The 12,276-nt window shown below is 71.1% G+C and carries 9 protein-coding genes; 7 read left to right on the top strand and 2 right to left on the bottom strand.

The annotated features are described in order from the left end of the window. The first annotated feature begins 63 nt into the window (after positions 1-63). The 6 genes from ACQEVZ_RS22580 (at position 64) to ACQEVZ_RS22555 (ending at position 9,509) form a co-directional block, all read left to right on the top strand. On the top strand, positions 64-1,515 hold the full coding sequence (locus ACQEVZ_RS22580; protein WP_433369595.1) for a hypothetical protein: 1,452 nt from the start codon (positions 64-66) through the stop codon (positions 1,513-1,515). After that, a complete protein-coding gene (locus tag ACQEVZ_RS22575; RefSeq protein WP_433369592.1) occupies positions 1,512-2,159 on the top strand; it encodes a spherulation-specific family 4 protein in 648 nt (215 codons plus the stop codon). The genes ACQEVZ_RS22580 and ACQEVZ_RS22575 overlap by 4 nt, the downstream gene beginning before the upstream one ends. Further along, positions 2,156-3,055, top strand: a complete 900-nt coding sequence (locus ACQEVZ_RS22570; RefSeq protein ID WP_433369589.1) for an endo alpha-1,4 polygalactosaminidase — start codon at positions 2,156-2,158, stop codon at positions 3,053-3,055. Before ACQEVZ_RS22575 ends, ACQEVZ_RS22570 begins: the two co-directional genes overlap by 4 nt. A 349-nt stretch (positions 3,056-3,404) precedes the next feature. Further along, a complete protein-coding gene (locus ACQEVZ_RS22565) occupies positions 3,405-3,731 on the top strand; it encodes a hypothetical protein (RefSeq protein WP_433369586.1) in 327 nt (108 codons plus the stop codon). A gap of 798 nt (positions 3,732-4,529) precedes the next feature. Next, positions 4,530-7,343 carry a PQQ-dependent sugar dehydrogenase gene (locus ACQEVZ_RS22560; protein ID WP_433369583.1) on the top strand — a complete coding sequence of 938 codons (2,814 nt, stop codon included), beginning with the start codon at positions 4,530-4,532 and terminating at the stop codon, positions 7,341-7,343. 69 nt (positions 7,344-7,412) lie between these two features. Further along, positions 7,413-9,509, top strand: a complete 2,097-nt coding sequence (locus ACQEVZ_RS22555; RefSeq protein WP_425552412.1) for a ThuA domain-containing protein — start codon at positions 7,413-7,415, stop codon at positions 9,507-9,509. Between the two features lie 153 nt (positions 9,510-9,662). Here ACQEVZ_RS22555 and ACQEVZ_RS22550 read toward each other — a convergent pair whose 3' ends face one another. Continuing rightward, positions 9,663-10,658 carry a GNAT family N-acetyltransferase gene (locus tag ACQEVZ_RS22550; RefSeq protein ID WP_360573810.1) on the bottom strand — a complete coding sequence of 332 codons (996 nt, stop codon included), beginning with the start codon at positions 10,656-10,658 and terminating at the stop codon, positions 9,663-9,665. Positions 10,659-10,736: 78 nt separating this feature from the next. After that, complete coding sequence (locus ACQEVZ_RS22545; protein ID WP_433369580.1) at positions 10,737-11,693, bottom strand: lytic transglycosylase domain-containing protein; 957 nt, start codon at positions 11,691-11,693, stop codon at positions 10,737-10,739. A 247-nt stretch (positions 11,694-11,940) separates the two neighbouring features. On the opposite strand from ACQEVZ_RS22545, the gene ACQEVZ_RS22540 reads away from it, so the two are divergent. Continuing rightward, on the top strand, positions 11,941-12,153 hold the full coding sequence (locus tag ACQEVZ_RS22540) for an FmdB family zinc ribbon protein (RefSeq protein WP_344512094.1): 213 nt from the start codon (positions 11,941-11,943) through the stop codon (positions 12,151-12,153). The last annotated feature ends 123 nt before the right edge of the window (positions 12,154-12,276 follow it).

Below are 12,276 nucleotides of genomic sequence, written 5' to 3'. Positions count from 1 at the left end.
AGCCGCGAACCGGGATTGCAGGTTTGGCTCAGGCCGACGCCGGAGCGCAGCGGAGGTGCCCGCATGAGTGCTGATTCGCTGTTGGTCGTGCCGATGCAGCGGCGGGCGCGGCCGCCGGCGCTGGAGCGCGGCGAGTCGCTGCGGTACGTCGGGCGGGCCTCCACCGACCCCGTCGCCGCGCTCGCCGACCGGATGCTGGAGGACTGCGTCGGCGCCGTCGACGTCGACGAGGTCGCCGCGATCCTCGAGGCCAACGGCATCAACGACCGCGTCGCCGACCGGGAGTACGGCCTGCCGTCGGTGTTCGCGCTGGCCGGGCGGGTCGTTGCCCGTACCGTCGAAACCGCCGCCACGGTCGTGCAGGCCACGCCCCTGGAGGAGGGGCCGACGCCCCGCGCGGTCATCACCGACACGCTGACCCGCGCGACGATCTACCTGACCCCGCTCGCGATCGGCCTCGGCGCGGCGGCCGAGGTCGACGGCGCCCCGCCGCTCGCGACGACCGGCACGCTGCTGCTCGGCTGGGGCGGCGGGCAGGCGCTGTCGTACCTCGGCTACCGGGCGCTGTCGGAGCGGGGCGTCACCGCCGCCGCCCGCCTGCTCGGCGCCGGGTTCCTCGGCCTCGCCGCGGTCTGGGCCGTCGCGCTCGCCGGCAGCGGGGTCCGCGCGTACACGATCGCCGGAGTGCAGCTCGCCCTGTTCGCGGTCGCCGCCGTCGCGCTCGTCACCCGCCGCGAACGGGTCGTCCTCGCCGCCGCCGCGCCCTGCTGGGTCGCCACCGCCTGCGTCGCGCTCGGGGCCGGGACCTGGGCGGTGACCGCGCTGCTGGGCGGGGTCGTGGCCCTGCTCGCCGTCGCGTTCCGCCCCGTCGCCGGCGCGGACGTCAGCGGCCGGATGCCGTGGCGGCGGTGGCGGTCGTGGCGCGGCGACATCGGCTACGCGCTGCTCTACGGCCTCGTCGGCACCGGCCAGGCGGCGCTGCTGCGGGCCGTCGCCCTCGACGGGATCGCCCCGCACCGGGTGCCGGTCCAGGCGGTGCCGCTGCTCGTCGGCGTCCCGCTCATCGAGCTGACGCTGGTCTGGCATCAGCGGCGCATCGCGTACGCGCGGGCCGTCCTCGCCGACCGCGCCGCGTTCGACCGGCGGCTCGCCCGCATCAGCAAAAGCACCGCCGGGGTGCTGAGCGTCCCCGTCGCGCTCGGGGCCGCGATCGCCGGCGCCGTGTGGGTCGGGATCAGCGGCCCAGGCGGGCAGGCGCTCGCCGCCGCGATCCTGCTCACCGGCGTGTACGCCCTGTGCCTCGTCCTCGCCGCCCACGGCCGGGCGGGCACCGCTGCCCTCGTCGTCTGGTGGCCGACGCTGCTCGTCGCGGGCGTCGGGCACTGGGCGCCCGCCCTGGTGCACGTGGCCCCCACGTTCACCGAAACCCTCGCCGTCGCGACCCTGCTCGGTGCGGGGTTGCCCGGCCTCGCCGTCGCGGCGCTCGTCCTGCGTGACCCGGAGAGTTACCGATGATGCTCCTGCCGATGTACGTCCACCCGCTGGCCGACCCCGACGCGTGGGAGGCGCTGTGCCGCAGCACCGAACGCCCCACCGCGATCGTCAACGTCCACAACGGCCCCGGCGCCGAGCGCGACGAGGTGTACGCGGTCGCGACCGCCCGCCTGCACCGCTCCGGCGTGCGCATGCTCGGCTACGTCGACCTCGACTACGGCCGCCGCGCCAACGGTGAGGTGTGGTGCGACATCGTCGGCTGGGCCCGGTACCCGGTCGGCGGTATCTTCTTCGACCAGGTGCCGGCCGACGCGGCCGGCCTCGCCTACGTGACACAGGTGGTGCGGGCGGTGCGCGGATCGGTGGTCCTCAACCCCGGCACCCGGTGCCTGCCCGGCTACGCCGACCTCGCCGACGTGGTCTGCACCTTCGAAGGCCCCTGGGAGTCCTATGTGGACGCCCCGCCCGCGTACGGGCTGCCCGACGGCCGCGACTGGCCCAACGCCGCGCACCTCGTCTACGGCGTCCCCACGGAGCGGATCGGCGCCGCCACCGCGCTGCTGCTGTCCCGCGCCCCGCACGGCCTCGTCACCGACCTCGTCGCGCCCCTGCCGTACGAGGGGATCCCGACGGTAGTCCGGCAGCGCGCGGCGGCCGCGCGGTGACCGACCGGCGGCTCCGCCTCGCACTGTTCGGCCTCGTCATGCTGACCGTCCTGTACGCGGCCGCGTGCACCGGCGCCGGCGGCGACCCCGACGAGGGCCGGGGCACCCCGAAGACCGCCGCGGTGCCCCCGTCCGGTTACGGCGGCCTCGGCTCAGCGTCCGCGTCGCCGTCGCCCGCGCCGGCCACCCCCGTCGGCTGGTGGCGGCCGGCCGTCGGCCTCACCTGGCAGTGGCAGCTGACCGGCACGCTCGACACGTCGGTGGCCGTCGACGTGTACGACGTCGACGCCGTCACCACCTCCGCCGCCGAGGTGGCGAAGCTCAAGGCCGCGGGCCGTCACGTCATCTGCTACGTGAACGCCGGCGCCCACGAGGACTTCCGCGCCGACGCCGGCAACTTCCCCGAGTCGGTGCGCGGCAAGGGCCTGGAGGGCTGGCCGGGGGAGAAGTGGCTCGACATCCGCCGCTGGGACACCCTGGCGCCGCTGCTCGAGGCCCGCTTCAAGGTGTGCAGGGACAAGGGCTTCGACGCCGTCGAGCCCGACAACGTCGACGGCTACGCCAACAACAGCGGCTTCCCCCTCACCGCCGAGGACCAGCTCACGTTCAACCGCCGCGTCGCCGACCTCGCCCACCGCCTCGGCCTCGCGGTGGGCCTGAAGAACGACGTCGAACAGGCGGCCGCCCTCGCCCCGGCGTTCGACTTCGCGGTCAACGAGGAGTGCGCCCACTACGACGAGTGCGACACCCTCAAGGCCTTCATCGCCGCCGGCAAGCCCGTCTTCCACGTCGAGTACGACGTCGACACCGCCAAGTTCTGCCCGAAGACCACCGCCCTGCGCTTCTCGTCGATGAAGAAGAAGCAGGACCTCGACGCCTGGCGCCAGCCCTGCTGACCTGCGCCGCCCCGCCACACCCCCGCGCCGGCGAGATCACGACCACCTCGGCGCCAACGGACCTGACCCCCTGAACACGAAGCCCACCACCATGGTGATCTTGCCGACCTCGACGCCAACGTCGCTCACCTGCGCCCGTCTGTGACGTGCTGGTCCCGGGGCCCGATCGCGGTGCGGAACCCCCCGCCACCGCAGACGCTGATGTTCACGAGGTCGGCGATCTCGATCTGCGAGTAGCCGCGCCCGGTCAGGATGATCGCGTCACGGGCGCGAGGGCCGAGCTCCCTGAAGCCCCCGGCGGATGCTGTCCCAGCGTGCGGCGATGCCCACGGGTCGGGTCCGAACACGCGTGATCATCGCGACATCGCCGCCGCTGGTGTGCTCCTATCTGGCCTTGTGCCGCCGCCACGCGCGGTACTGGTCCGCGAAGCTCAGCACGCCCGAGCCGATGAAGCAGGTTCTGATCAAGGCGCCACCGCAGGTCTTGATCGAGGCGCCACCCGTGGATTTCCAGTGGCCCCCGACCAGGCCCTCTGCGCCGGAAGAGCGGGAGGCCTTCGGCGACGGTGTCATGGGTGAGTGCCCACCGGTCCTGGCCGCTCCAACAGCTCATACGGCGGGCGGCGAGCTCATTCTCGGGGCCTTCGAAGCGGGTGGCCGGCAGGCGGACCCATAGCTGTTCGGCGCCGGATCGGCGCTGCACGTCCTCGACACGTCCTCAACCGCCTAGAACGCTGCCTTCTCCTCGGCGGCTCACGGAGTCGTCGGCATTCCGGAGCGCGCCTGTCATGCCGCGCGCCGATGGAACAGGGGCGGTGGTGGTGCGGCCGGCCAGGGCTCACATCTCCGGCGCGCCGCCCACGTAGAGCCGTCGACAAAAGCGTTCCAGGCCCGTGCTGTCAGGCGACAAAAACGCTCCAGGCCCGTGCTGTCAGGCGCCGGCGCTCACCTGCTTCCAGCAGCCTTGTGCCGGGTCCGGGCCCGACGGGCGGGGCGGCAACTCCTCGACACCTGTCAAAGTTCTGTCCGATGGCCACCGCCCAGCGCTGTGTCGATGAGGGACGAAAGAACGAGCCGGCGCGCCGCGACCCGCCGAGTCGGCATGGAGCCAGGCCGGTGGCGGCGCGCTGCTTTACCTGCAACCTTAGCACCACCGACCAAATTTCTTGTCGGTAACGCCACCCATCATAATGCATGCGCGCAGACGTAGCGGGCGGTGACTTTTGGTTAGCGGGACAAAAGTTCATGCCAACGCGACGGAAAGTGTGGACAGGTTGGTTCGAAGCTCCTAGTGTGTCCCCCACGACACTGGAGTGTTTCATCGATGTTATCCGGCGGCAGCGGATGCATCGATGGGCATGTCTGTGTTGCGGAGGCACACGGCATCCGGCGCGGCGGCGCGCGCCCTGCCTGGCACGTTTCGTCAGGAAGGGACACAGTGAACCTACAACCCTCACGTCATCGATGGCGGCCGATGAGTGCCGCCCTGCTCCTTGTTGCGGCGAGCGCGAGCGTCAGCGCCGTCGTCGTCCAGGCCGCGCCCGCGGCGGCGGCGATCAACGCGGCCGACTTCCAGCAGGTCACCCTCGCCAAGGGCGAGCCCGAGGTCGGCGAGCCGCTGACCATCTCGGTGCTGCCCGACCGCTCGGTCCTGCACACCGCCAGGAACGGCACGCTGCGGCGCACCGACGCCAACGGCACCACGTCGGTGATCGCCAACATCCCGGTCTACCAGCACGACGAGGAAGGCCTGCAGGGCGTCGCGGCCGACCCCAACTTCGCCACGAACCGCTACATCTACCTGTACTACGCGCCGCCGCTGAGCACCCCCGCGGGCGACGCGCCGGCCACCGGTACCGCCACCGACTGGGCCACCTGGACCGGGGTCAACCGCCTCTCCCGGTTCACCCTCAACGCGAACTTCACCGTCAACATGAGCAGCCAGGTCAACATCCTGGACGTGCCCGCGAACCGCGGCATCTGCTGCCACGTCGGCGGCGACATCGACTTCGACGCGGCCGGCAACCTGTACCTGTCGACCGGCGACGACTCCAACCCGTTCGACTCCGCCGGCTACTCGCCCCTCGATGAGCGGACCAACCGCAACCCGGCCTACGACGCGCAGCGTTCGGCGGGCAACACCAACGACCTGCGGGGCAAGATCCTGCGGATCAAGGTCAACGCCAACGGCACGTACAGCATCCCGTCCGGGAACCTGTTCGCGCCGGGGACGGCGAACACCCGGGCCGAGATCTACGCGATGGGCTTCCGCAACCCGTTCCGGATGAGCGTCGACAAGGCCACGGGCATCGTCTACGTGGGCGACTACGGCCCCGACGCCGGCACCACCAACGCCAACCGCGGCCCGTCCGGGCAGGTCGAGTTCAACCGGATCACGTCGCCCGGCAACTACGGCTGGCCGTACTGCACCGGCTCGAACACCAGCACCGAGATCTACAACGAGTGGGACTTCGCCGCCGGCACCGGTGGAGCCAAGTACAACTGCGCCGGCGGGCCGACGAACAACTCGTTCCGCAACACCGGCCAGGGCACGCTGCCCCCGGCCCGGCCCGCGTGGATCAAGTACGGCGGCGACTCCGGCACCCCGACCGAGTTCGGCGGCGGCTCCGAGTCGCCGATGGGCGGACCCGTGTACCGCTACGACGCGGCCAACCCGTCGGCCACGAAGTTCCCGGCCAGCTTCAACGGCATGTTCTTCGCCGGTGAGTTCGGGCGTGGCTGGATCAAGCCGATCGTCGTCAACAGCGACGGCACCCGCGGCGCGATCGACACGTTCCCGTGGGGCGGCAAGCAGGTCATGGACATGCAGTTCGGCCCCGACGGCGCGCTGTACGTCCTGGACTACGGCACCGGCTACTTCAACGGCGACGCCAACTCGGCCCTGTACCGCTACGACTACGTGGGTGGCGGCAACCGCGCGCCGACCGCCGTGGCGAGCGCGAACAAGACCTCGGGTGCGGCGCCGCTCGCGGTGACGTTCTCATCCGCCGGGTCCAGCGACCCGGAGGGTGGTCCGCTGACGTACTCGTGGGACTTCGACGGCAACGGCACGCAGGACTCCACCGCGGCGAACCCGTCGTACACGTACAACACCAACGGCAACTACACCGCGACGCTGACCGTGCGGGACAACCAGAACGCCCCGGCCACGTCCAGCGTGCTGATCAGCGTCGGCAACACCGCGCCGACGGTCGTCGTCAACGCCCCGGCGAAGGGCCAGCTGGTCTCCTTCGGCGACAGCGTGCCGTGGAGCGTCACGGTCACCGACCCCGAGGACGGGGCGATCGACTGCTCGAAGGTCACCATGACCTACGTGCTCGGCCACGACCAGCACGCCCACCAGATCACCTCGCAGAACGGCTGCACCGGCACGATCACCATCCCGGTCGACGGTGAGCACGACGACGCGGCGAACATCTTCCCGATCTTCGACGCGCAGTACACCGACAAGGGTGGGCTGACCGTCCACGCGCAGAACATCCTCCAGCCGCGCAAGCGGCAGGCGGAGCACTTCAAGACGTCGTCGGGCATCAACACGTTCACCAAGACGACGGCCGAGGGCGGCAAGACGGTCGGCGACATCAACAACGGCGACTGGATCCAGTTCGACCCGTACAAGCTGAACAACGCGACCTCGGTCTCGGTCCGGGCGTCGTCCGGCGGCACCGGTGGCACCGTGCAGTTCCGCACGGGCTCGGCGACGGGCCCGATCATCGGCTCCGCGACGATCCCGGTGACGGGCTCGTGGGAGACGTTCACGACGGTGACCGCGCCGATCTCCGGCGCGCCGGCCGGCACCACGTCGCTGTTCGTGACGTTCGCCGGCACCGGCACCGCCGCACTGTTCGACGTGGACAGCTTCACCTTCACGACCAGCAGCAGCGGCATCGGCCCGGTCAAGGGGCTCGCCGGCAAGTGCCTCGACGTGCGCAGCGCAGCCACGGCCGACGGTACGCAGATCCAGCTGTACACCTGCAACGGCACCAACGCGCAGACCTGGACCCGCTCCGGTCAGACGCTGCAGGCGCTCGGCAAGTGTCTGGACGTGTCCGGTGGCGGCAGCGCCGACGGCACGAAGATCCAGCTGTGGACGTGCAACGGCTCGGCCGCGCAGAACTGGGCGCCGAACGCCGACGGCACGCTGCGCAACCCGCAGTCCGGCAAGTGCCTCGACGTGTCCGGCAACAACTCCGCGGACAGCACCGTCGTGCACCTGTGGACCTGCGTCAGTCCGGCACCCGCCAACCAGAAGTGGACCCTGCCCTAACGAGGTGATCGGGCGCCCGTGCCGCCACACGGGCGCCTCCCTCCCTGCTAAGGAGATTCAGTGCGCAGAATCCTCGCCGGAGCGGGCGCCGCCATCGCCCTCGCCGCATGCTCGCTGTACACCGCCAGCCCGGCCGTCGCCGCCGACGCGCCCTACGACGTGCTCGTGTTCTCCAAGACCGCCGGCTTCCGCCACGACGCGATCCCGGCGGGCATCACCGCGATCCAGCAGCTGGGCGCGGCCAACAACTTCACCGTGACCGCCACCGAGGACGCGACCCGCTTCACCACCGCCAACCTCGCGCAGTACGAGGCGGTCGTCTTCCTCAACACCACCGGTGACGTGCTCAACGACGCCCAGCAGACGGCGTTCGAGTCGTACGTGCGCGGCGGCGGCGGATACGTCGGTGTCCACGCGGCCGCCGACACCGAGTACAGCTGGCCGTTCTACGGCAACCTCGTCGGCGCGTGGTTCGCCTCGCACCCGGCGATCCAGCAGGTCAACTCGAAGACCGAGAACCGGGCCCACCCGGCCACGGCGCACCTGCCGCAGACCTGGACCCGCACCGACGAGCTGTACAACTACCAGACCAACCCGCGCAGCAGCGCCCGCGTCCTGGCGACGCTGGACGAGTCGTCCTACTCCGGCGGGTCGATGGGTGCCGACCACCCGATCACCTGGTGCAAGACGATCGACAGCGGCCGGTCGTTCTACACCGGCTTCGGGCACACGCAGGAGTCGTACTCCGACGGCAACTTCCGCAACGAGCTCCTGGGTGGCATCCGGTACGCCGCCAAGCGCGCCAAGGCGGACTGCCGTCCCGAGAGCGGCTACACCGCGATCTACAACGGCGCCACGACCGGCTGGTCGCAGGCCGGCCCCGGCAGCTTCACCAACAGCGACGCGACGCTGACCTCCACCGGCGGCATGGGCCTGTTCTGGTACAGCGCGAAGCAGTACACGTCGTACTCGCTGAAGGCGGACTGGCGGCTCACCGGCGACAGCAACTCCGGCATCTTCGTCGGCTTCCCGAACCCGGGCACCGACCCGTGGGTCGCCGTCAACCAGGGGTACGAGATCCAGATCGACGCGACCGACGCCGCTGACCGCACCACGGGCGCCATCTACACGTTCAAGTCCGCGGACATCGCGGCCCGCGACGCGGCGCTCAACCCGGCCGGTGAGTGGAACACCTACGAGCTGCTCGTCGAGGGTCAGCGGATCCGGGTGTACCTCAACGGCAGCCTGATCAACGACTTCACCAACACCGACCCGGCCCGCAACCTCGACGGGTACATCGGCATCCAGAACCACGGCAGCGGCGACACGGCCTCGTTCCGCAACGTCCGGATCAAGGACCTCGGCGGGAACCCGTCGACGGACGTGACCGTGCAGGCCGAGTCCTTCAGCTCGGTCAACGGCGCGCAGGCCTTCACCAAGGCCGGCGCCAACAACGGCCAGACCCTCGGCTACATCGACCCGGGCGACTGGGCCGGCTACAACAACGTGAACGTCGGCGGCGCCACGTCCTTCCGGGCGCGGGTCGTGTCCGGCGGGCCCGGCGGCCAGATCCAGATCCGCAACGGCTCGCAGACCGGCACGGTCCTCGGCACCGTCAACGTGCCGAACACCGGCAGCTGGGACACCTACGCCAACGTCACCACCACGCTGACCGGCGTCCCGTCGGGCAACGCGAACATCTTCCTCACGTTCACCGGCACGGGCACCGGCCTCTTCGACGTCGACGACATCACGTTCGTGAAGGGATCGACGCCGCCGACCGGGGTCGGGCCGATCAAGGGCCTGGCCGGCAAGTGCCTCGACGTCCGCAGCAGCGGCACCGCGGACGGTACGCAGATCCAGCTGTACACCTGCAACGGCTCCGGCGCGCAGACCTGGACCCGCAACGGCCAGACCCTGCGGGCCCTCGGCAAGTGCCTCGACGTGTCCGGTGGCGGCAGCGCCGACGGCACGAAGATCCAGCTGTGGACGTGCAACGGCTCGGCCGCGCAGAACTGGGCGCCGAACGCCGACGGCACGCTGCGCAACCCGCAGTCCGGCAAGTGCCTCGACGTGTCCGGCAACAACTCCGCGGACAGCACCGTCGTGCACCTGTGGACCTGCGTCTCGCCGGTGCCGGCGAACCAGAAGTGGACCCTGCCGTAACGAACCCCGCTCCACGAGAGGGCCCCGGGCGCATGCCCGGGGCCCTTTCCGCTTGGTGGCGAGAGTCAGCGTGGCCGGGTGCGGGGGACCCGAGTGGCTTCACACCGGCGTTGATCCGGCCGGCCGGTCCGGCTGAGCACCTGGCTGATTCGTCTACTTCAGCCGGCGGAGCAGGTCGATGACGTCGGCGTCGTACTCGCGCCACTCGCGGTCCGGCTTGAAGCCCAGCTCGGCGTTGACCTTCAGCAGCGGCTCGTTCTCCGTCGCGTTCCACGTCTGCACGTCCAGCAGGTGCGGCTCGGCGGCCCGCAGCTCGAAGAGCATCCGCGCCTTGATCGCCCGGCTGATGCCGTAGCCGCGGTGCGTCGGCACCTCGATGGTGTCGTACTGGTCGGCACGGGTCGGCCGCTGCGCCGGGACGACGACCTCGGTGAGCCCCGCGATCGTGTCGGACGCCTCGTGCACCGCGAGGACGATGTACGGCTTGAGGCCGCGCGCGTGCAGCGTCGCCAGGCTCGCCCGCAGCCGCTCCGCGTCGTAGGAGCTGGGCCGCAGCTCCAGGTCCGCCACGACGGACGCCCGCGCCGCCTCCTTCGCCGCCGCGTAGGCCGCGTAGTGCTGCTCCGGCGGGCCGCCCGGGTGGTACTCGACCCGGTAGCCCGCGCCGATGCCGGCCGCCATCTCGCCCAGCCGCAGCCAGTCGACCCCGCCCAGGTCCAGCAGGTTGCGCTGCTCGATGAACGCGCACTCGAAGCCGAACGACTCGAAGAACTTGACGCTCGGGGTGCCGCCGATCACCTCGACGCCGACGGACTCGAAGCCCTCCTCGGCGGCCCGGCGGGCCACCGCGGCGAGCAGCGCCGTGCCGACGTGCCCGCGGCGGGCCGCGGGGCGCACCGACAGCTCCAGCACGCCGATCTCCTCCAGCGCGAGCAGGCTCGCGTGGCCGAGCACGTCACCGGACTCGTCGACGGCCAGCCACGACGTGCGCCGCTCGCCCGGCATCGTGACCGCGAGATACTCCCGGAACTTGACGTCACGCCACGGCGGATCCTCGGGCACGTCGAACGCCACGATCTCGTTGAGCGACCGCAGCACCGCCTCGATCTCAGCCGCGGTCGCGGTCCCCGGGTCCCACTCGCGCACCATCACGGAGTCAAGCTTGCCTACCTTTGTGGCTCAGCGGAAGTACCGCGCCGCAGAGCGTGGCCTTTCATGTACGCGAATCTACGCCGTGCGGTCCCGGCGGCCGTAGTCGTTCGTCGCGTTGAAGACCGCCGTGCGGTACTCCTCGGGGATGTTGTACGAGTGGATGGCGGCGTTCCAGCCCTCCACCGTGGACAGGTCGCGGCCGCCGGAGCACAGGTACGCGGCCGCGGTCAGGGCCGCGTCGTCGATGTCGTTGACGTCGGTCACCCCGTCGGCGTCGGCGTCGATCCCGTACTGCTTCCAGGTGCTCGGCAGGAACTGCATCGGCCCGACCGCCCGGTCCCAGGTCTTGTCGGTGTCGATCGCGCCGCCGTCGGTGTCCTTGATCGCCTGCCGGTTGCTCTGCCCGTCCAGCGGCGGGCCGATGATCGCCGGCACCGACTTGCCGTCGTCCTGCACCAGCGCGCCGCCCGTCCGGCCGTGGTCCGACTCGATCTTCGCGATGCCGGCGAGGGTGGTCCAGGTCAGCTTGCAGCCCGGGGTGGTGCGGGCGGTGATCAGCTCCGCGTACCCGTACGCCTGCAGCGACACCGGCGGGATGTTGAGCTTCACCGCGCGCGGGCCGGCCCACGCGGCCAGGACGTCCGACGGGCGCTCCTTCGTGCCGGCGGGCGGGCTGAACGTCGTCGGCGGCGTCTGCGGCACGGGCGCGTCGCCGGTCTCGATCCCGCCCGGGGTCGCGGTCGGCGGCGGCGGGGCGGAGCTGCCGGCCCGCTGCTCGGACACGGCCGGGACGAGGTACTTGCCGGACGCGTAGGCGGCGCCGAGCACCAGGGTGAGCGCGAGGCCGGCGACGAGCATCCGGCCGCCGGGCCGGCGCAGCCACACCCGCAGCCCCTCGAAGCGGGCCGGCCGGCTCTGCAGGACGTCGGCGGGCGCGTCCGGCTTCCCGGTGGTCGCGGGTGCCGGTGTCGTGGTCGCCGGGTCGCCGGGCTCCTTCGCGGCGTGCTTCGGGACGTGGCGCTGCGACGGCACGCTCGGTGATGCCGCCGCGGCATTGTCGGTGGTTGATTTGTCGTTTTCCGCCGCTCTTTTACCGTGTTTCGACGGAGGATTCCCCGGGACGGGGTCCTCATCCGGCGCGGGTGAGCGGATCGCGGTCACCGAGAGTGTGTCCACTGTGGTGGGTTTGTGCTCGTCGGGCCGGGGACCGCGGTTCTGTGCCACCCGTCGAGTATTCCGTACTTGCCGCGCACGTGTCACCGTCGCCTAACCTGTGGGGATGCCTCGTTACGAGTACCGGTGCAGGGCCTGCGGCGACACGTTCGAAGTCCAGCGGCCGATGGCTGAAGCCAATGCGAACGCCGCATGTCCGGCGGGCCACGACGACACGGTGAAGCTGCTGTCGACGGTCGCCGTCAATGGTGTCAACGCCGCGGGCATCTCGCAGCGTCCTTCCGGTGGCGGATGTTGCGGCGGCTCGTGCGGTTGTTGATGCATTGTTACGGGCCGGTTTCGCAATAACCGCCGGACGGCTTTGATGTTGTGGCCTAGCGTGCCACAACTCGGCCGGTCAGGTTGTCGTTACGTCACGCGAAACCCACTCGAGCTTCACCCC

The organism is Dactylosporangium sp. CA-152071, assembly GCF_050936335.1.
Classification (GTDB): Bacteria; Actinomycetota; Actinomycetes; order Mycobacteriales; family Micromonosporaceae; genus Dactylosporangium; species Dactylosporangium maewongense.
This window is presented reverse-complemented; position numbering and strand designations above follow the sequence as displayed.

Excerpts from the sequence above, each read along its gene's own strand:
- ACQEVZ_RS22575 (WP_433369592.1), top strand. The coding sequence starts at position 1,512 with ATGATGCTCCTGCCGATGTACGTCCACCCGCTGGCCGACCCCGACGCG.
- ACQEVZ_RS22560 (WP_433369583.1), top strand. The coding sequence starts at position 4,530 with ATGAGTGCCGCCCTGCTCCTTGTTGCGGCGAGCGCGAGCGTCAGCGCC.
- ACQEVZ_RS22580 (WP_433369595.1), top strand. The coding sequence starts at position 64 with ATGAGTGCTGATTCGCTGTTGGTCGTGCCGATGCAGCGGCGGGCGCGG.
- ACQEVZ_RS22540 (WP_344512094.1), top strand. The coding sequence starts at position 11,941 with ATGCCTCGTTACGAGTACCGGTGCAGGGCCTGCGGCGACACGTTCGAA.
- ACQEVZ_RS22550 (WP_360573810.1), bottom strand. The coding sequence starts at position 10,658 with ATGGTGCGCGAGTGGGACCCGGGGACCGCGACCGCGGCTGAGATCGAG.